The sequence below is a fragment of the Mucilaginibacter pineti genome (assembly GCF_900101875.1).
GTDB classification, from domain to species: domain Bacteria; phylum Bacteroidota; class Bacteroidia; order Sphingobacteriales; family Sphingobacteriaceae; genus Mucilaginibacter; species Mucilaginibacter pineti.
In genome coordinates this window covers 159,907-180,383 of sequence record NZ_FNAI01000004.1, presented here as the reverse complement: position 1 = coordinate 180,383, position 20,477 = coordinate 159,907, and the positions used below count along the sequence as shown (strand labels likewise).

Sequence of the window (20,477 nt, the reverse complement as noted above, 5' to 3'; positions counted from 1 at the left end):
GGGTTTAGCGTAGCGTAACCCGTGTGAAAGCATGGTTTAAGCTTCCAGCTTAATCATGCGTCGGTTGAAAGCTGTACCATGCTAAGTCACGGACTGAAGGCTCGCGCCGGTATCGGGTAAAACCTTTGTCTTTGTTCCTTAATCTTTTTATCCTTGCTCTAAACAATTCCTAACCCACCAACTCCATGATTTTCAAAATAGCATCTACATACTCCCTGTCGTTAGCCAGGCGGGGTACTTTATGCTGACCGCCCAGTTTGCCTTTTTCCTTCATCCAATTAAAAAAGGTACCCTCGGGTGCGCGACGAACAATGGGGCGGCGCAGGGCCATATCCTTAAAGCGCTTGGCATCATAATCTGAATTGATGCGGCGCAGGGTTTCGTCAAGCAGGTCAACAAAGCGTTCAAATTCGGCAGGTTTCTTTTCAAACTCGATTATCCATTCGTGGGCGCCGCAGTCGTTACCATTAAAGTAAACGGGGGCGGCGGTATACTCGCGTATGATGGCCCCGGTTTGGCGGCAGGCTTCTTCCAGCGCGCGTTCGGCATTATCAATGATCACTTCTTCGCCAAACGCATTTATAAAATGTTTGGTACGCCCCGTAACCTGGATGCGGTAGGGCAATAGCGACGAAAATTTAATGGTATCGCCAATCATGTACCGCCATAAGCCGGCATTGGTACTAATAATAAGTGCGTAGTTTTTATCCAGTTCTACTTCATCAAGTGTGCAGGTATCGGGGTTTTCCTGGTGCAGGTTTTCCAGCGGTAAAAACTCGTAAAAAATGCCGTAATCAAGCATCAGCAGCATATCGCCGGGTTCTTTTGTATCCTGGATGCCAAAAAAACCTTCAGAGGCATTATAATTTTCCAGGTAATACATATCATCGCTGGGGATGAGGTTTTTGAACTGCTCACGATAGGGGGTAAAGTTAACCGCCCCGTGAAAATACATTTCGAGGTTGGGCCATACTTCCAGCAGGTTTTTTTTGCCGGTAATTTCAAGGATGCGTTTAAACAGTACCAGGTTCCAGGTGGGTACACCGCTCAGGCTGGTTACATTTACATCTATGGTGGCCTGGGCTATCTTTTCAATTTTTTCTTCAAAGTTATCCAGCAGGGCAATGTCCAGGTGCGGGGTACGGTGAAATTCGGCCCACAGGGGCAGGTTTTTCATGATCACTGCCGATAGATCGCCAAAAGATGTTTCGGCCCCTAACTGACTTATTTGGTGACTGCCGCCGAGCGTAAGGATCTTGCCGGTGAACATCCGGGCATTGGGGCGATTGTTAAAATAGATGGTGAGCAAATCCTTGCCGCCTTTAAAGTGACATTCTTCCAGGGCCTCTTCGCTTACGGGGATGAACTTGCTCCTGTCGCTGGTGGTACCCGATGATTTGGCAAACCAGCGGATCTCTGACGGCCACAGTACATTTTTTTCGCCCTTGAGCATTCGCTCAATATAGGGCTTTAGCGTATCGTAGGTTTGTATGGGTACACGTTCCTTAAACTGACTAAGGTTTTCGATGCTTTTGTATTGATATTTTTTGCCCCACTCGGTGTTTTCAGCAAATGAAATAAGCTGCTCAAACCACTCCTCCTGCACTTCATTCGGGTATTTCATGAAAAGCTCTATCTGGTGGATACGCTTTTTCATGAACCAGGTAAATACAGAGTTGAAGATAGTCATATACGTTTACTGAGGAAATACTTTACGTTTTAAAACAAAGTTTGCACCCAGGTATACCTTGCGCACCATTTCGTTTTCGGCCAGCACCTCGGGCACGCCCGATTCCAGGATCTTGCCCTCAAACAACAGGTAGGCCCTGTCGGTAATGGAAAGGGTTTCCTGTACGTTGTGGTCGGTAATTAATATGCCGATGTTGCGGTGCCTTAGCTTGGCAACCATTGCCTGTATTTCCTCTACCGCAATAGGGTCTACCCCGGCAAATGGCTCATCAAGCAGTATAAAGTTAGGTTCGGCGGCAAGGGCGCGGGCAATTTCGGTACGGCGTCGCTCGCCACCCGATAGCAGGTCGCCACGGTTTTTTCGCACTTTATGCAAACTAAATTCGTCAATAAGCTCCTCCAGCTTATCGCGCTGGCGCTCTTTGCTCATTTTGCCCATTTCAAGCACCGCCTTAATATTATCCTCAACAGAAAGCTTGCGAAAAACAGAAGCCTCCTGCGCCAGGTAGCCAATGCCTTTTTGCGCGCGGCGGTACATGGCATCGCCGGTTATGTTTTTATCATCCAGAAAAATAGTGCCTTCGTTGGGTTTTATTAACCCCACGATCATGTAAAATGATGTGGTTTTGCCTGCGCCGTTTGGCCCTAATAAACCCACAATTTCGCCTTGCGCCACCTCAAACGATACATCGTTAACAACGGTACGCTGCTTGTATTTCTTTACTAAATTTTCTGCTCGTAGTATCATTTGTAAATTCAAAATTCAAAATTAAAAAGTCAAAACACCTACGGTTCAACTTTAAATTTTTGATGGTATCGGTTATTCAAATGCCTTAAATTTTTTGACTTTTGATTTTTTAATTGTGACTTAAACACTTATTCCCTTTATATTCAATTGTATGTTGCGCCTGTCGCGCCATACGTTTTCTTCAATGCTGTAGCAAATGTCAAACGGTACGCCCGGCTTTATTTGTTGCAGGTATTCGCCGTGGTTAAAGGCAATACAATCAAACACTGCCGATCCTTCCTGCATTACGCCCATTTTTATGTGCGTAGCACCTACCAGCCCCGCGTTACCGCTAACATACACATTTTTGCTTATGAAAACCGGCGACATATTCTCGGGCCCAAAAGGTGCAAACTGATTCAAGATCCTGAAAAATTTTGGTTCTATCTGGCTTAAACGTAATTCGGCGTCAATTTGTATCTGCTGTATCAATTGTTCGGGCAATATGGTGGCACTTACCACTTCTTCAAACCGGTTTTTAAAGGCTTCCACGTTTTCGGGGTGCATAGTTAGGCCCGCTGCGTACTTGTGCCCGCCAAACTGAATGAGCAGATCTTTACACTCGCAAAGTGCCTCATACAGGTCATAACCCAGTACAGACCGCGCCGAACCTGCCACATGCCCGTTTGATTGGGTAAGAACAATGGTGGGGCGATAATATTTTTCGGTAAGCCGCGATGCCACTATGCCTATAACACCCTTGTGCCAGTGCTCATTAAACACCACGGTAGATTTGCGGCCGATAAGCCCCTCGTCATTATCAATCATCCCTAAAGCTTCGTCGGTAATGTTTACGTCGTGGCCCTTGCGTTCGGTATTGCGGGTGTTTATCATGAGGCCCTTTGCTTTGGCTACGTTCTCGTCCCAGGCAATAAGCAGCTCAACGGCGTGTTTGGCATCATCAATTCGCCCGGCAGCGTTAATGCGCGGCCCAAGCAGGAAAACAACATCAGATATGGTATAAGGCGCGGGCCTGCCGGCTACCTCCATTAATATTTTTACGCCGATACATGGATCGGTATTTATTTTTTGCAAGCCGAAGTGGGCCAGTACTCTGTTTTCGCCGGTGATGTGTACAATATCACATGCAATGCTAATAGCCACCAAATCCAGGTATTGAGCTACAGCCTCAAAGGTAATTCCGTTCTTTTCGGCATAAGCTTGTATTATTTTAAAGCCAATGCCACAGCCCGATAGTTCTTTGTAAGGGTATTCGCAATCGGCCCGTTTAGGATCAAGCACGGCTACTGCTTTGGGTAACTCAGCGCCCGGTAAATGGTGGTCGCCAATAATAAAATCAATGCCTAAAGTGTTGGCGTAATCTATTTTATCAATTGATTTGATGCCGCAATCTAACGCTATAATAAGGCTGAATCCTTTTTGAGCAGCATAATCTATCCCTTGGGTAGAAATACCATAGCCCTCTTTGTATCTATCCGGAATATAATATTCCATGTTTTTATACTGCTTACTAAAAAAACCGTAAACAGTGGCAACGGCCGTGGTGCCATCCACATCATAATCGCCATATATTAAAATCTTTTCGCCGGCAGCAATTGCTGTTTCAATACGGATAATGGCTTCCTCCATATCCTTCATCAAAAACGGATCATGCAGGTGGCGTTGGTCGGGCCTGAAAAAGTAACGGGCATCCTCAAAAGAGCTTATGCCCCTGTTAACCAGCAGGGTACTTAAAACGGTATCAATGTTAAGGTCGGCGGTTAATTTCTGTACCAGCGCTTCATCAGCATTTTCCCTTACCGCCCAACGTTTATTCATATCTTTGTAGCTTATAAAACAGTAAAGATAATTAAAATACGGTATCAAGTAGTGAGTATCAAGTATCAAGATTTTTTGAATGCTTCATGAAAAATACAACTGCTCTGATACTGTTGACTATACTTAATCTGGTATTAGATAGATGGCATCTGTCGTGATACCTGATACTCACTACTTGATACTATATTAAATTGCTATGGAAATTTTCGCGTTAGGAGAGGGCTCATATTCGGTTGATGCAACCAAAAAATTTATTCCTTTTAATCCCGAGCTGGATAGCGCTAAAGATCGCCCGGGCTCGCTGTTTATTCACGTAAATCCTTTTTTAATAAAAACAGATCATGACCTTATTGTGCTGGACACCGGTCTGGGTTTTAAAGATACTCGTGATGAACTGCTGCTGCACCAGAACATCCGCAACGCGGGCTTTGATCCTGACGATGTAACGCTGGTGCTCATGTCGCATCTGCATTATGACCACTCGGGTGGTTTGGTGGTTGAGCGTAACGGCAAACTGGAGCCCAGCTTTCCGCAGGCAAGGCACGTAATTCAGAAACAGGAATGGGAAACCGGGCTGGCCGGTAAATCATCATCATACCATAAAGAAATTTTTGAGGCCTCGCAGGGTGCCACTATCACTTTTGTAGAAGGCAGCGGCGAACTGATACCGGGAATAAGATACGAGCTATCTGGCGGGCATTGCCCCTTTCACCAGGTGTTTTGGATTGATATAGAAGGTACAAAAGTGCTTTTTGGCGGCGATGAACTACCCGAGCCCGAGCAACTGATCCGTAAATTTATAGCCAAATATGATATGGATGGCCGCAAAGCCATGCAGCTGCGCCAGGAATACGGAAAGCTGGCCGCCGAAGAAGGGTGGACCTGCCTGTTTTATCATTCCAAATCATTTGCCATTGGTAATGTAAGCAGCGAAGACGGCGAACATTTTACGGTGACGCCGGCATAGGATTGCCGGCGATTACTCACCCCGCCGGCACTTCGTGCGGCGACCCTCTCTACGGCAAGCCGTAAAGAGGGTGAAGAAGTCTTTTTGTTTTTATATGCTGTTCTCTTTTTTCTTGCGCTCGTTTATAACGATTGCTTAACACGGTTACGCGATTGCATCGCGAAGAAGCGTCGCAGACGCAAGAACATTTTAAGCACTCGTTAAAAACGAGTGCAAGTAGATTGAGAAGTTTTTTCTTTATTACCTTTTTGATATCTGCCAATCCAACCCTCTTTCCAGCGAAGCTGAAGAGAGGGTGGCCGAGCGAAGCGATGGTCGGGTGAGTAACTCTGCTACTTGCATCACAAACCACACCCCACAAAAAAAGACGCATCCTGTGCGTCTTTTTTTATAAAGTATATAATCGGTTTTTAATTGGACGATTGAACGTCAAAAAGTTCTTTTATTTTTTCTACGTTGAGCGGTTTGGATATAAAATCTTTTACCAGCGGGTATGAACGTGCCTTGTTGATATCGTTGCTGAAAACAGATGATGATATGATATAAATCTTGCTTTTACCAAGCGGGTCGAGGTTAAGGCGTTTGTATTCGTCTAAAAACTCCCAGCCGTTCATGATGGGCATGTTAATGTCCAGCAAAATATAGTCGGGCAGTTTATTAGGGTCCTGTCTTTGAATATCAGCTAATTGCTCAATGGCAAATTTCCCATTTAAACAGGCCATGATCTCGGTATTTAATAAAGCTTTCTTTATTAATTTAATGGAGATGAAATTATTGATCTCATCATCATCAACCAATAATACACTAACGGATTTGCTATTAATTGTCATAATACGTTTAATCGATATGCTTTATACGCAACTATAATTAAAAGGTTATACAACTAATAGTTGTGATTTTTAATTGCGCGTACAAATGACAGTTGAAAAATTGAGCAATGCAAATTTTTAACTATAAAGAAGTTGAAAAAAAATGCATAAAGGGTAAAAATCACTGTTTTTCAGTGGGTTAATTATCTGTTTTGTTGAATAAATTTAAACTAATGGTTTATAAATGAATATAACGGATGTTAATTAGCCTATATTTTATTAAAAATAGCACTAATAGTTGTAAAATATTATGTCATTTATTATCTGCGGGTAAACAAAAAACGAGCAATTGGTGTGCAAAAAAGTTGCGTTAGGTGTGAAATAGCACAATATGCAATTCTTTACAACAATACGCCTGCATTTCATTTTGATAAACTTATAAGTTAAATTTGCAGAAAATAAAAAAGAAACTATGTCATCAGTAGAGACCGTTTACACCAAATACAAGGTAAAAGACTTTTCACTGGCCGAATGGGGCCGCAAGGAAATTGAATTGGCCGAAGCAGAAATGCCGGGCTTAATGGCATTGCGCAAAGAGTTTGGCGCAAGCAAACCTTTAAAAGATGCGCGTATTGCAGGCTGCCTGCACATGACCATTCAAACAGCTGTTTTAATTGAAACACTAATTGAGCTTGGCGCCGAAGTTACGTGGTCGTCATGCAATATATTTTCAACCCAGGATCATGCCGCTGCTGCTATTGCTGCCGCCGGTACTTCTGTTTACGCCTGGAAAGGTATGAACGCCGAAGAGTTTGACTGGTGTATTGAGCAAACGCTGTTTTTTGGCGAAGACCGCAAACCATTAAACATGATACTTGATGATGGTGGCGATTTAACCAATATGGTATTGGATAAATATCCTGAGCTTATTGCAGGCATTAAAGGTTTATCTGAAGAAACCACTACAGGCGTACACCGCTTATATGAGCGTATGAAAGCCGGTACATTGCCAATGCCTGCTATCAACGTTAATGATTCGGTTACCAAATCAAAATTTGATAACAAATACGGTTGCCGCGAATCATTGGTTGACGCTATTCGCCGTGCAACTGATGTAATGATGGCCGGTAAAGTAGCCGTTGTTTGCGGTTATGGCGATGTAGGTAAAGGTTCTGCCGATAGCTTGCGTAACTCTGGTGTGCGTGTTATTGTTACCGAAATTGACCCTATCTGCGCTTTACAGGCAGCTATGGAAGGTTTTGAGGTTAAAAAATTAGGCACCGCTATTAAAGAAGCCGATATTGTGGTTACTGCTACAGGTAACAAAAACATTGTTCGCGAAGAGCATTTCCGTGCTTTGAAGGATAAGGCTATTGTTTGTAATATCGGTCACTTTGATAATGAGATTGACATGGCCTGGTTAAATGGCGCTTATGGCAATACCAAAATTGAAATTAAACCACAGGTTGATAAATATACCATCGATGGCAGCGACGTTATTGTTTTAGCCGAAGGCCGTTTGGTAAACTTAGGTTGTGCAACCGGTCACCCAAGCTTTGTAATGAGTAACTCGTTCACCAACCAAACCCTTGCCCAGTTAGAGCTTTGGACCAATGGCAGCGCTTACGAAAACAAAGTTTACACCCTGCCAAAACATCTTGATGAAAAAGTAGCCCGCCTGCACCTTGCAAAAATTGGTGTTGAGCTGGAAGTACTGGATCAGGATCAGGCCGAATACATCGGTGTAACTGTTGAAGGTCCGTTTAAACCGGAATACTACAGATACTAAGTCAAAATTCAAAAGGAAAAATTCAAAAGGGATGTGGTTGAGGCCATGTCCCTTTTTTGTTTATTACGCAGCCCGGGCTCAAGGCGTATCGGCAATTTGATAGTTTTATTTTCTCCGCCTTAAAATAACAATGGGAGTAGCCAATGTTATTTTATATTTACGGCTATTAAGCTAAATGAAAAAATACCTGCGTTTAATTATTGCTATTTTGTTGTTGTGTGGACTGTTTGCAAGTATTTGTGTGCAGGCAGGTGAGCGTATAAATCCTGTATTTTCAACAAATCAGGCACCGCAGCTTATTGTTGGCGATGTAACGGGTGCTATTTCTGCCTGTGAGGGTATGGCATCGGTGAGTCCGGCGGTGCAGCAGTTTACGGTTTCGGCAAGTGGCCTGTCGGCCGATGTAGCAGTTACAGCTCCCGGTAATTTTGAAATCTCGCTTGCTGCCAACGGCACTTATAGCAACAGTTTAATGCTTGCGCAAATTTCGGGGCTTATTTCCAGCGTAACTGTTTACGTTCGTTCATCGGCGCAGGCTACAGCGGGTAATATCACCGGCGATGTTACTTTAACTTCGGGCGCAGTAAGCCAAACGGCGAAGGTAACCGGGCACATTACCGCGTTGCCCATTGTAAACGCCATTGCCGATCAAACCAAACAAAACGGGCAATTGACCGACGCGGTAGCTTTCAGCGGAACAGCAAACACCTACACCTGGACCAACGATAACCCTGCAATTGGCCTGCCAGCCTCAGGTACAGGTAATATCGACAAATTTACAGCCATAAATACGGGTACAATCCCCATTACGGCACATATTACGGTTACCCCGGTGCCGGCGAGTTATATGTATGCGACAAATTCCGCACTAAATTCAATTTTTCTTATAAACACTGTCACAAATAAAGTAGAGCAAACAATAACAGAAGAGACAAATTCCAATCCCGTTCAGATGGTGTTCAGCCCGGATAAAAGTCTGTTGTATGTGACCAATCAGAGTTCTGGTACGGTATCGGTAATTAATACAAGTACAAATAAAATAATCGCTACTTTTCCGGCGGGGTTTAATACAACAGGTATCGCAATAAGTCCCGATGGCAGCAGGCTTTATGTTACCGATTTTAGCTTTAGTCATTTAAATATTATAAATACAGCAAATTACGCCATCATAAAAACTGTTGATACTGGTATAAACCCTTATAGTATGGTTATTAGTGCCGATGGTAAATATTTATACATCATCAGTGGAACTTCAAACCTGTTGCAATTTTATAATACTACGGGCAATTTTTTTGAATACGGTATTGTTACAGGTGTAGGCCCAAACAGCATAGTGATAAGTCCGGATAATAAAACGCTCTATATAGCCAATTATAACTCACATGATATTGCCGTGGTAGATATTGCCAGCAGGCGGGTTACCTATAAAATTGATGTGGTTTCTGCGGCAGATTGGGTGGCTATAAGTCCTGATGGTTCCAGACTGTACGTGTCAAATATTGACGAAGATAGAGTGACGGTAATTAACACAGCAACCCGTAGAATTATAACCACTATTGATGTTGGCGACCATCCTGTAGGTGTAACAGTTAACAGCGATGGTAGCAAAGTTTATGTATCAAACATCGTGTCAAACTATATATCGGTTATTGATGCAACTACCAATAAAGTTACCGGACAAATTCAAACGCGTCAGAGCGGTTATTTCATGGCCATACTCAGCGATAATGCCTGCAGAGGCCAACCGGTTACATTTTCTATCACCGTAAATCCATCGCCGGTAATAGTACCGCCTGTAGAAGGCGAAGCTGTGATAATACCCAACAGCTTTTCGCCCAATGGCGATGGTGCGAATGATACCTGGGTAATAAAAAACCTGAGTACTTACCCTCATAATACGGTTGAAATATTTAACCGCTACGGGCAAAGGCTCTTCCTGTCTAACGGTTACGGCGTGGCCTGGGATGGTACCGTTAAGGGCGAGCAACTTCCGCCGGGTACGTATTATTATATTGTTAACCTTAAAAATGGCAGCAAATCGTTGTCGGGCAGTGTAACTATTATCCGGTAGTTTTTTAAAGTCAAAATTCAAAAGGAAAAAGTCAAAATGAGAACGATGGATTTGTTTCCTGCTCATTCCTTCACCTTCCCCAGTATCTTACTATCAATATAAAACGTACCGAAGGGGATAATACAGGCAAGCAGCACCTTCCAGGTGGTGGTTTTAAATTTCCATCGCTGTTCTGTACCAACGCTTATGGTGTTAAAGATAAACAGCAGGAACAGGGCGCCATGAATAGGCCCCATAGTTTTTACCATGGCCGGGTTATGCTGAAAATGCTTAAGCGGTACGGCTATAAAAACCAGTATCAATAGCGATAACCCTTCCAGGTAAGCGATGATGCGCAGGCGGCCAACGTTTGTTTTAAACAGATTTTTCATGTGTAGTTAATTTATTAAAATGATCTTAAATAGGGGCGGTGGGCTAACGGCGAAAACGGCCAGGGGATAGCTATAAATATTGCGGCCAGTGCTATTCCAAACCATATCAGCATGGTTTTAAATTTATCGTGATGGTTTAATTGCCGCCTGGCCCTGGCCGAACCAATGGTGATAATAATAATAGCAGCCAGCATCATACCAATATGTATAGCGCCAAAGAAAACCGGCTCGCTTACCCTGTTGGTACTGGCAATGCCGTTAAACAATGATTTTACTGTAGGACTTTGGGTATACATATAAATACCCAGCATTAGTTGAATGTGCGCTACGGTGGCAGTCCAGTGCCTTAGGGCGTTATCTGTTTTGTCGAACGGGAGGCGTTTGGTGTAGCCCCGGTAAGCCCGGCAAATAGCGATAAGCAAGCCTGCCAGTACAAACCACCGGATAAGCGAATGAAAAAATAATAGTACGGTAAAGAGATTCATCATGTTTATATTTTAAAACATACTAAATGGTATGTTTTTATTTAAATTTTTTTATTGAAGCCGTGTTAAATAATTTTTTAGTTCGTGCAGGTAAGAGGTGTAGCAAGGTGTACCTAAAAGCTTACCCATATTACGGATGCCGCTATAGCCGGCCGCTATAAAGCAGGACACTTGTTTGGGGTCAACATCTGCCCGGACGATGCCTGCGGCTTTTCCGTTGCCGAGGCTGGTTTCCATAGCCTGTTGCCATTCGGTAATAAGTTTGCCAAGGGCTTTATGGAAGGCCGCGTTAAGAGGTGCCATTTCGTCGATAAGGTTAACGGCGGGGCAGCCGTACTTTACTTCAAAAAACGGCACTTTTAAAAACAGGTTGGTCATCATTAAATGAATTTCCTGCACCGGATTGGCCGAACCGGCGAGGGGTTTTATCATCACATCATACATACCGGGATACATGATCTCCTGTATCATGGCCAGGCCCATTTCTTCCTTGTTTTTAAAGTGATAAAAGAAAGCCCCCTTGGTAACCGGACTATCAACCAAAATATCATCAATGCTGGTAGCCTGGTAACCATTGCGGTATATCAGCCCAAATGCTTTTTGAAGGATGCCCAAACGGGTGGTTTCTGCTTTTGTCATTAAAAGATACTGCCTGGTATGTAATGCAAACATACTGGTTAGTATGTTTAGTTGCAAATGGTTTTTTAATTATGACGAATCGGTGTTGTGCGTATCCTGAATGCAGTTTATTGTGGCTAAAGCCAGCTTATCGCTTTTTTATCCGTTGACTTCAGTCAACGGCAATGAATAGATGAACGGATTTATTTCATAATAGCTGATTTGATTACAACGTATATTCAATTCCTTTTTTTGATAATAATTATGATGGCACAAACTATAAAAAAGTAGAGGTTGTGCGATTCCCTCCCGTTGGGCAATGTCATTAAGTTAAGGATTTTGTCATTTCGACCAACGGGAGAAATCTTATACGTTTTGCAAGGTTTCCGCCGATATGTATAAGATTTCTCACTCGTACCTCGTATCGAAATGACAAACTTTTTAGTTATTATTCCTTAACTTAATGACATTGCCCAACGGGAGGGTGTAGGGAGGGGTTTCTGCGTAAACAATGCGAATAAACCCCTCCCTGCTACTTCACAACCCAACGCGCCCCTCCCGTTTGGAGGGAAAAGGTAAACGGATTATCTTATGATAGACTATTGTTTCTAATGGAGAACAGGTTAATTAACTAAACTAAAGTCTACATTACTTACTTCCCTCAAATTCCTCATCCACACTTTCGCGCAAATCATATAACAGCCATTGCTTGCCGGCTATGGAGCGTGTTTTGGATTGCAGCAGCTTTATAAAATCGTTAACGCCGGTTGGTTCGTTACCATTACCGTGTATTAACACAATGCTGCCTGCCTGGGGTTGTTGTCCTTTGGCCAGCCAGGCATCGGTACCAATGGGGATGAGGCCAAAATCTGTGATCTTATATACCAATTGCTGATCTGACACCAGCCCCGGAAAGCGGAAAAACACGGATGGAAGCAGGCCATTCTTTAGCATTGCTTTTTCAGTTTCCAGCACTTCATAACTGATGTTTGTACCGGGTTCCAGTAAAAAGTTTTCCTTTAGCGGGGCCTTTAAACTTACGTGGTGATTAAAGGAGTGATTTATCCAGGTAATATAAATTTCATGCTTTTGCTGCATTTGTTTAAGCCAGTCCAAATCCTGCGGGTGCTGTCGCATCCAAACACCGGTAACGGAAAGGGCAACGGGAACGGGTCGCTCTACCTTTTTAAATTCATTAAAAATATCGGTAAAAATGCGCCTGTCCAACGGCCGGTGCGACGGGCATAGATCGGCGGTTAAGTTAATGCCCGTTTCTTTGGGCAAACCGCTTTCTATCCCGGCATCCTGTATCGTTACCGATTGTTTTTCGGCCCGGCGCAAGGCTTTCTGGTAGGGTGTACTTTTAAAAAAATCGCGGGCGGCGGCTACGTCCATTGGTTTCACATCGTAAAAGCTGCGTTCGTCTATCCGGGTTTCCAGCGTTTGCGGGTTTACCAGTAAAAGATAGTTTTTGCCCTCGTTATCAAACTGGCGCAGTATCATATAATCCTGCGGAAAATGGTGCGCCCAGCCGTAAAACGGTTTGTAGTTGTCTATTTTGCGATAATTGGCCTGCGAATAAGCAGCCCCGCAGAACGCCGTTAAGCAAATAAATACGGTTAAAAGTGTTTTAGCTGGTAGTTTGTTCATGTGGTTGGGTATGCCAGTTTTTACCGGTGATAACGGCGGTGATTACCAATATCAACATAAAAAGTACGACAATAAAAGGCAGGATTTGTTTAATCAGCATCAGTACAAAAAGATGATGGTAAAGTTTCTCGCTTATTGGCGGAATGTTTTTACCTAAGGCCGATAAAGGCGGATAAATCGTCCACCCGGGAGATGACAGCGTGCTTGCAAACACCGTGTACGGGTAGAGTTTTACAAGAACTAAAAAGTTAGCGACCAGCAGTATAATGTTTTGAAACCTGCGTTTATAACGCTTAAAGCCTTCTTTAATAAGATAAACAAGAGTTATAATTAATAAGCCGGCTGTAAGGATAATTGGTGCCGGTTGAATTACAAAATAAGTATCTTTCATATCAATATCAAGCGTGGTATTGCTTACGTAATGCGTAAACAGCAACCAGGTGATCACGAAAATTGCAGCTACAATTAAAATCTCGATGATAATGGTTTTAGGTTTCATGATTTAAATATAAACTTATCAATTAATAATAGGTTTATAATTGTATAAATGATGTATTAACTTTGAGCCATGGCCCGTTTATCTGTCAACATCAATAAAATAGCTACCCTGCGCAACTCGCGCGGTGGTAATAATCCCGATCTGGTACAAGTTGCCAAAGATTGTGAACGTTTTGGCGCGCAAGGCATAACTGTACACCCCCGGCCCGATGAAAGGCACATCCGTTACAATGATGTGTTTGAGCTGAAAAAGATAGTTACCACCGAGTTTAACATTGAAGGTAATTGCGAGGAGCAAAAATTTATTGACCTGGTACTGGCCAACAAGCCCGAGCAGGTAACCCTGGTGCCCGATGTACTGGGGCAGATAACATCAAATCACGGCTGGGATACTATTGCCAACTATCATTACTTGAAAGATATGATAGCGGTTTTTAAAGAGGCCGGTATCCGGGTTTCTATTTTTGTTGATCCGGTTGCCAAAATGGTTGAAGGCGCCGCCAAAACCGGTACCGACCGTATTGAACTATACACCGAAGGTTACGCCACGCATTTCCGCCAAGGTAAAGAACTCGCTATTGCCCCCTACATAGAGGCCGCCCAAGTAGCCCAGGAAGCAGGTCTTGGCATAAACGCCGGGCACGACCTCGATCTGCATAACCTTAAATACTTTGCCGAAAATATACCCGCGCTGGATGAAGTGAGCATTGGCCACGCGCTGATCAGTGATGCGTTATATTACGGGTTGGAAAACACCATACAGATGTATTTGCGCCAATTAGCTTAAGTATTTTCGGGGCTAAATATTATAGGCATAGGTCTTTTTAATTTCTTTTAAAACAAAGGCGCTGTTTAAGATCCCAATATTGGTGATTTTTGACAGTTTGTACCTTATGAAATTATGATATTCATCAATGCTGCCTACATTTACCTTTAACAAAAAATCTATTTGCCCGGCTATGTGGTAGCATTCCTGAACCTCGTCGAGTTTTAAGATCTCTTCTTCAAATTTATCGATATATTCTTCGTGATAGCGCATAGATACCTGGCAATAACTGGTGAAGGCCTTGCCAATCGTTTCTTTATTCAGGATAGCAACGTATTCTTTAATAAAACCCATGTTTTCCAAGCGCTTTATCCGCTCATAAACTGGCGAAATAGTAAGGTTTAGTTTTGAGGCCAGTTCTTTAGTAGTGATCTTGGCGTTTTTTTGCAGTTCGCGTAAAATGCCTTTGTCAATTTCGTCTATAGGTTCCATTAGGATAATTTTTCTTAATAAATGAGCGAATATGGTATGATTAAGATTTTTTTTATAAAAATAACATCTTTTGCAGAAAAATTTACCAATATACCTTTAGTTATAAAATAAAAATTCTTTATTGTGTAAATTTGGGCGGGATAATATTTAAGCAGCAAAGCATGAAATTAGATACGCAATACCAGGAAAAATTCCAGCATAGGCATATAGCGCCAAACCAGGCAGACACCGAAAAAATGTTAAAAACAATAGGTGTTAATACGCTTGATGAATTAATAGCGCAAACCGTTCCTGAAAAGATCAGGCTAAAAAAACCACTCAACTTACCGGCAGCCAAAAGCGAGTTTGACTACCTGAACACTTTGAAGCAAACCGCTTCAAAAAACAAGGTGTTTAAATCATTTATTGGCAAGGGTTATTATGATGTGATTGTGCCGGGTGTTATTCAGCGCAACATTTTGGAAAACCCGGGCTGGTATACCCAATACACACCTTACCAGGCCGAAATTGCGCAAGGCAGGCTACAAGCCCTCCTTAATTTCCAAACTATGGTTGTTGATTTAACCGGGATGGAAATTGCCAACGCATCGTTACTTGATGAAGGTACTGCAGCTGCCGAGGCTATGTTTATGCAATATAGTCTGCGTAAAAACACAAATGCCAATATTTTCTTTGTTTCGGAAGAGTTGTTTCCGCAAACCATAGATATTTTAAAGACCCGTTCTGAGCCTTACGGTATCGAACTGCAAATTGGTGATCACCGCACGGTTGAGCTTAACGAAAATATGTTCGGTGCCATTGTGCAATATCCTGCAGGTAATGGTGCGGTTTATAACTATGCCGATTTTGCCGCCACAGGTCATGAAAAAGGTATCAAACTAACCGTTGTTGCCGATATCATGAGCCTTGTGCTGTTAACCCCTCCGGGCGAGTGGGGGGCCGATATTGTTGTTGGCACAACCCAGCGTTTTGGTGTACCAATGGGTTTCGGCGGTCCGCACGCAGCATTTTTTGCTACTAAAGACGAATACAAACGCGCTATCCCGGGCCGTATTATTGGTGTAACTATTGATAGCGCCGGTAACTACGCTTTGCGCATGGCTTTGCAAACGCGCGAGCAGCACATCCGCAGGGATAAGGCAACCTCAAATATTTGTACCGCGCAGGCATTGCTGGCTATTATGGCCGGTATGTATGCCGTATATCATGGTCCGCAGGGTGTTAAGCTGATTGCCGAGCGCATTCACGGTTTAGCCGTATTGTTAGCTAAAGCCCTTGGCGAGTTGGGTTACAAGCAACTAAACGAATCGTACTTTGATACCCTGAAGTTTGATGTGGCGCATTTAGCCGGTCCTATCCATTCAGAGGCGTTAAACAACGAAATGAACTTCAATTACGAAGGTTCGGTTGTTACCATTTCTGTTGATGAAACTACATCACCAGATGATATTAAAAACATTGTAAGGTTTTTCGCCAAAGTAATAGGCAAAACCATTAACGATGTAAACTTTGATGAGCTTAAAGGCGATCTGCAAACAGTTATCCCAACCGAATTGCAGCGTACATCAGCTTATTTAACGCATAGCCTTTTCAACACGCACCATTCCGAGCATGAAATGCTGCGTTACATTAAGTCGTTAGAGGCAAAAGATCTTTCGCTTTGTCACTCTATGATAGCACTTGGTTCATGTACCATGAAACTAAACGCTACCACCGAGATGGTACCGGTTACCTGGGCTGAGTTTAGCAAGATCCACCCGTTTGCCCCGGCCGATCAGGTTGGTGGCTACATGCAGCTGTTTGATGAAATCAACAACTGGCTGAGCGAAATCACTGGCTTTGCCGCCATGAGCTTGCAGCCAAACGCAGGTGCTCAGGGTGAATATGCAGGTTTAATGGTTATCCGCGCCTATCACCGCGATAGGGGCGATCATCACCGCAACATCGCTTTGATCCCATCTTCGGCACACGGTACCAACCCTGCATCGGCAGCAATGGCCGGCATGAAAATAGTGGTTGTTAAATGCGATGACAACGGTAACATTGATGTTGCCGATATGAAAGCCAAAGCCGAGCAATACAAAAACGAACTATCATGCTTAATGGTTACTTATCCATCTACCCACGGGGTATTTGAGGAGTCGATCATCGAGATATGTGATATTATACATCAGAACGGCGGCCAGGTTTATATGGATGGTGCTAATATGAACGCGCAGGTGGGCTTAACCAGTCCGGCTAATATTGGCGCGGATGTTTGCCACCTTAACCTGCACAAAACCTTCTGTATACCGCATGGCGGTGGCGGTCCTGGTATGGGCCCTATCGGTGTAGCCAAACACCTTGTTCCTTATTTACCGGGCCATGCAGTGGTTGATATCGACAGGGGTAAATCTATCCACGCGGTTTCTGCTGCTCCATGGGGTTCAGCATCTATACTGATCATTTCACACGCTTACATAGCCATGATGGGCGGCGAAGGTTTAACCAACGCAACCCGTTACGCCATCCTTAATGCCAACTACATTAAGGCAAGGTTACAGGAGCATTTCCCGGTATTATACACCGGTGCCAATGGCCGTTGCGCGCACGAAATGATCCTGGATTGCCGCTCGTTTAAATCGTTCGGCATTGAGGTTACTGATATAGCAAAACGTTTAATGGATTACGGTTTCCACGCGCCAACAGTATCATTCCCGGTTGCGGGTACGGTGATGGTTGAGCCAACAGAAAGTGAGCCTAAGCATGAGCTTGACCGTTTTTGCGATGCCATGATAGCTATTCGTCATGAAATTGCTGATGTTGCAAGCGGCTTACTTGATAAAACAGATAACCCGTTGAAAAATGCACCGCACACGGTTTCGGTAATTACGGGTAACGAGTGGGAGCACCCATACAGTCGTCAAAAAGCAGCATTCCCGCTTCCGTACGTGGCTGCTTACAAATTCTGGCCGTCAGTGGGCAGGGTTAATGATACTTATGGTGATAGAACGCTTATTTGCTCATGCCCGCCGCTAACCGATTACGAGTTTGAAGAAAGCGAAGTAACCACACCGGAATACGGAACGTGAAAATAATTGAATAGTAAAACATAAAAGCCATCGTTTACGATGGCTTTTATGTTTTATAACAATTTAGGATTCAGCTCCGAATCAACGGGCGAGCCAATAGGCTTGCCCATCAGCCATTTTTGGTGATCGTTCTTTTGCCACTCGTTTTTATGTGGGGTGATGCGGGCGCCATCGGCAACGTAAATAATGGTCATTATCTCGCGCCTTTTGCCAGAGTTATTACCCGGTGCATTGTGTATAGTAAAACCGCGATGAAAGGTAGCATCGCCGGCCTTCATGCTTTTGGCCCGGCTTATGGGAAAGTTGTTCTCCGTCACATAATCATCAAATGCCGATGCGGATTGGTCGGAAATTTCGTGATTAAATACAGCGCCGTTAGTGTACGAGTTGGATGCAAAAGTGAGCATGCCCATTTCCTCGTTAATATCAACCAGGGGCATCCACATAGTTACGGTGTTGTTGGTATCTACAGGCCAGTAATATTGGTCCTGGTGCCACGGCGTAGGGCCGCCGCCGGGTTCTTTAAAAAGGGCTTGGTCATGGTATAATCTTACGTTTTCTACACCCATTAAATCGGCGGCTATTTTAGCCATGCGCGGTGCAAAAACAAACTTTTTGGTATCGGTATCAACCTGCCATAAATTCATGATTTGCAAAAAAGCCTTGCCGTAGGTATCTCTTTCTTCGAGCTTGCGTTTCTCAGTATTATACCTGTCGGCAGCGTTAACAATCACGGGTCTATAGGCCTCAATTTCAGCCGGTGACAATATATTTTTAACCAAAGTATGCCCTTTTTCGCGAAACTCCAGGATGGTTTGGGGCGACAGCCTTTTGAAATTATCCAGCTGCGGTAATGGTGAAACCTTAGCATTCATATTTTTTTAGGTTTTATTCAAAGGAAGTTTAACTTTATAGCAAAAAAAATGAAATGAATGGTATGTTTATGGGTTATTTTATCCGAAATTTACCTATTAATAACGTTCACGCTAATATATGCAATGATTAAAGCATCGTACGAAGTTCTTCAACCTGCAAACAGTCAATCGTTCCTGGTAAGGAAGTTTGATAAGCTGGCATTTGATGCCCCTTATCACTTTCATGAGGAGTACGAGCTGACGTGTATTTTAAACGGTAGCGGTAAACGCTACGTTGGCAGCCACATGGAGGATTTTGTAACCGGCGACCTGGTGCTGCTTGGCCCCAACCTGCCCCATTGCTGGAAGCTGGAAGGCAAGGACGTTTTACCCAGCGACGCCGGCGCCATAGTTATACAGTTTAACGACGCTTTTTTGGGCGATGATTTTTTTAACAAATTTGAACTGCTGCACATTAAAAGACTTTTCCAAAAAAGCGGCTCGGGCATTTATTTTCATTCGGATACGCAGGCCGAGGTAAAGCAGATGCTGCTTAACCTGGTAGAAGAAAAAAGTAACTTCAGGATCTTGATCGGCTTGCTGGAGGTATTGCAGCGCATGGCCTCTTCAGATGAGTATGTACTGCTGGATCAGCACCGTGTTATAGCCGAGCGTACAACTGCCGAGCGCGAGCGCATAAACCCGGTATTTGCTTACCTGGTTGAAAATTTCCGTAAACAGGTTTCGCTTGATGCCGCCGCCAGCATTGCCAATATGACTACCAACGCGTTTTGTAAATACTTTAAAAAAGTTACCCGCAAAACCTTCATGGAAACCATAATTGAGTACCGCCTTAATTACGCCATACAACAACTGGTGCAAACGGATAAGCCTATTTCCGAAATTTCTTTCGAAAGCGGTTTTGGCGATGTATCGCACTTTTACAAAATGTTTAAGGCTAAGATGCACCTTAGTCCGCTTAATTACCGCAAGCGTTTTATGCGTACCATTGCCAGCCCTAAAAAGCAATCGGCATAATAAAACGGTAAAGCCTACTTGCTTTCCCTGAATTTTAGGGCGCTGCCCTTTATATATTCCACCATATCATAGTCGGTCATTTTTTTTACCTGGGCTATAGGCGGGCGGTACTGGTCAATAAAATCATCTAATGAGTCTGATTTGAGGTTGGTAAGCTTGCTTACCAGCTCGGTAGTAAAACGGCTCTCTACGTATTTCAGCTGCTCATCTCTAATAAGCACTTTTTTAAATTTATAGGCGCGGCTACGCCTATAAGTAAGCAGGGCCACTAATTGCGAAGGATGAATGGTTATCCCCGCCACGTCCAGCGGACCAGTGCCCTGCGCTAATCCAAAAATATCAGTGAATTTTGGCGGCGCGCTGTTAAAGTCCTTCGCAAACAGGCGGCGGGTGTTCAGTGAATCTTTTACCCTGTCGCGTTTGCCGGTAATGCTAACCTCGGTTAGTTCAATAACGCGGGGCTCCAGCTCAATTTTCAGGTAAACCTCTGCCGATGGATTGACGGCCCGCACATACGATTTATAACCCGGCATTTTTACCTTAATACTATCTGCAAGCTTTTTTACGCTGATGCTGTACTCGCCCTGCAAGTTGCTTATGGCCGATCCGCTGGTGCTGGTAACCCATGCGCCGGTAAGCCTCATGCCCGTGGTTTTATCGGTTACTATACCGCTAATGGTTTGCGATTTTGCCGTAAAGCAGATGCCTAATATGATAAAAGTAAGCAGGTAACGCATAGGTTG

18 protein-coding genes are annotated in these 20,477 nt (G+C 43.7%); 6 read left to right on the top strand and 12 right to left on the bottom strand.

Translation table 11 applies throughout. The features are described from left to right. Positions 1 to 169: 169 nt before the first annotated feature. The 3 genes from BLS59_RS11305 to recJ all read right to left on the bottom strand — a co-directional run bounded on the left by BLS59_RS11305 (position 170) and on the right by recJ (position 4,255). A complete protein-coding gene (locus tag BLS59_RS11305) occupies positions 170 to 1,690 on the bottom strand; it encodes a GH3 auxin-responsive promoter family protein (RefSeq protein ID WP_091149211.1) in 1,521 nt (506 codons plus the stop codon). 6 nt (positions 1,691 to 1,696) lie between these two features. Then, positions 1,697 to 2,437, bottom strand: a complete 741-nt coding sequence (lptB, locus tag BLS59_RS11300) for an LPS export ABC transporter ATP-binding protein (protein WP_091149209.1) — start codon at positions 2,435 to 2,437, stop codon at positions 1,697 to 1,699. A gap of 120 nt (positions 2,438 to 2,557) precedes the next feature. Then, complete coding sequence (gene recJ, locus BLS59_RS11295) at positions 2,558 to 4,255, bottom strand: single-stranded-DNA-specific exonuclease RecJ (protein WP_091149206.1); 1,698 nt, start codon at positions 4,253 to 4,255, stop codon at positions 2,558 to 2,560. A gap of 196 nt (positions 4,256 to 4,451) precedes the next feature. On the opposite strand from recJ, the gene BLS59_RS11290 reads away from it, so the two are divergent. Further along, entirely contained in the window at positions 4,452 to 5,222 is a 771-nt protein-coding gene (locus tag BLS59_RS11290) for an MBL fold metallo-hydrolase (protein ID WP_091149204.1), read from the top strand. A 410-nt stretch (positions 5,223 to 5,632) separates the two neighbouring features. Here the strand turns inward: BLS59_RS11290 and BLS59_RS11285 are convergent, their stop codons facing one another. Further along, on the bottom strand, positions 5,633 to 6,052 hold the full coding sequence (locus BLS59_RS11285) for a response regulator (RefSeq protein WP_091149201.1): 420 nt from the start codon (positions 6,050 to 6,052) through the stop codon (positions 5,633 to 5,635). A 451-nt stretch (positions 6,053 to 6,503) separates the two neighbouring features. Between BLS59_RS11285 and ahcY the strand changes: the two genes are divergently transcribed. Then, the gene (gene ahcY / locus BLS59_RS11280; protein ID WP_091149198.1) at positions 6,504 to 7,820 is read left to right on the top strand and encodes an adenosylhomocysteinase; all 1,317 of its coding nucleotides are present in this window, start codon (positions 6,504 to 6,506) and stop codon (positions 7,818 to 7,820) included. 175 nt (positions 7,821 to 7,995) lie between these two features. Further along, positions 7,996 to 9,891, top strand: a complete 1,896-nt coding sequence (locus BLS59_RS11275) for a T9SS type B sorting domain-containing protein (protein WP_091149196.1) — start codon at positions 7,996 to 7,998, stop codon at positions 9,889 to 9,891. A gap of 62 nt (positions 9,892 to 9,953) precedes the next feature. On the opposite strand, the gene BLS59_RS11270 is transcribed toward BLS59_RS11275, so the two are convergent. The 5 genes from BLS59_RS11270 to BLS59_RS11250 form a co-directional block, all read right to left on the bottom strand. Then, entirely contained in the window at positions 9,954 to 10,262 is a 309-nt protein-coding gene (locus tag BLS59_RS11270; RefSeq protein ID WP_091149193.1) for a DUF3817 domain-containing protein, read from the bottom strand. A gap of 14 nt (positions 10,263 to 10,276) precedes the next feature. Next, entirely contained in the window at positions 10,277 to 10,750 is a 474-nt protein-coding gene (locus tag BLS59_RS11265) for a hypothetical protein (protein WP_240315222.1), read from the bottom strand. Between the two features lie 48 nt (positions 10,751 to 10,798). After that, positions 10,799 to 11,419: a TetR/AcrR family transcriptional regulator gene (locus BLS59_RS11260; protein ID WP_240315221.1), complete on the bottom strand. Its 621-nt coding sequence runs from the start codon at positions 11,417 to 11,419 to the stop codon at positions 10,799 to 10,801. 594 nt (positions 11,420 to 12,013) lie between these two features. Further along, positions 12,014 to 13,015 (bottom strand): polysaccharide deacetylase family protein, encoded by a 1,002-nt coding sequence (locus BLS59_RS11255; protein ID WP_240315220.1) that lies wholly within the window; start codon positions 13,013 to 13,015, stop codon positions 12,014 to 12,016. Next, positions 12,996 to 13,514: a hypothetical protein gene (locus BLS59_RS11250; protein WP_091149188.1), complete on the bottom strand. Its 519-nt coding sequence runs from the start codon at positions 13,512 to 13,514 to the stop codon at positions 12,996 to 12,998. The genes BLS59_RS11255 and BLS59_RS11250 overlap by 20 nt, the downstream gene beginning before the upstream one ends. Positions 13,515 to 13,583: 69 nt before the next feature. On the opposite strand from BLS59_RS11250, the gene BLS59_RS11245 reads away from it, so the two are divergent. Continuing rightward, positions 13,584 to 14,300: a pyridoxine 5'-phosphate synthase gene (locus BLS59_RS11245; RefSeq protein ID WP_091149185.1), complete on the top strand. Its 717-nt coding sequence runs from the start codon at positions 13,584 to 13,586 to the stop codon at positions 14,298 to 14,300. A gap of 12 nt (positions 14,301 to 14,312) precedes the next feature. On the opposite strand, the gene BLS59_RS11240 is transcribed toward BLS59_RS11245, so the two are convergent. Next, entirely contained in the window at positions 14,313 to 14,771 is a 459-nt protein-coding gene (locus BLS59_RS11240) for an Lrp/AsnC family transcriptional regulator (protein WP_091149182.1), read from the bottom strand. 161 nt (positions 14,772 to 14,932) lie between these two features. Between BLS59_RS11240 and gcvP the strand changes: the two genes are divergently transcribed. Continuing rightward, on the top strand, positions 14,933 to 17,842 hold the full coding sequence (gcvP, locus tag BLS59_RS11235) for an aminomethyl-transferring glycine dehydrogenase (protein WP_091149584.1): 2,910 nt from the start codon (positions 14,933 to 14,935) through the stop codon (positions 17,840 to 17,842). 53 nt (positions 17,843 to 17,895) lie between these two features. Here gcvP and BLS59_RS11230 read toward each other — a convergent pair whose 3' ends face one another. Further along, on the bottom strand, positions 17,896 to 18,717 hold the full coding sequence (locus BLS59_RS11230; RefSeq protein WP_091149179.1) for a phytanoyl-CoA dioxygenase family protein: 822 nt from the start codon (positions 18,715 to 18,717) through the stop codon (positions 17,896 to 17,898). Between the two features lie 123 nt (positions 18,718 to 18,840). On the opposite strand from BLS59_RS11230, the gene BLS59_RS11225 reads away from it, so the two are divergent. Next, entirely contained in the window at positions 18,841 to 19,734 is an 894-nt protein-coding gene (locus BLS59_RS11225; protein WP_162842612.1) for an AraC family transcriptional regulator, read from the top strand. A gap of 14 nt (positions 19,735 to 19,748) precedes the next feature. On the opposite strand, the gene BLS59_RS11220 is transcribed toward BLS59_RS11225, so the two are convergent. Next, positions 19,749 to 20,471 (bottom strand): carboxypeptidase-like regulatory domain-containing protein, encoded by a 723-nt coding sequence (locus BLS59_RS11220; protein ID WP_091149174.1) that lies wholly within the window; start codon positions 20,469 to 20,471, stop codon positions 19,749 to 19,751. Positions 20,472 to 20,477 lie beyond the last annotated feature (6 nt).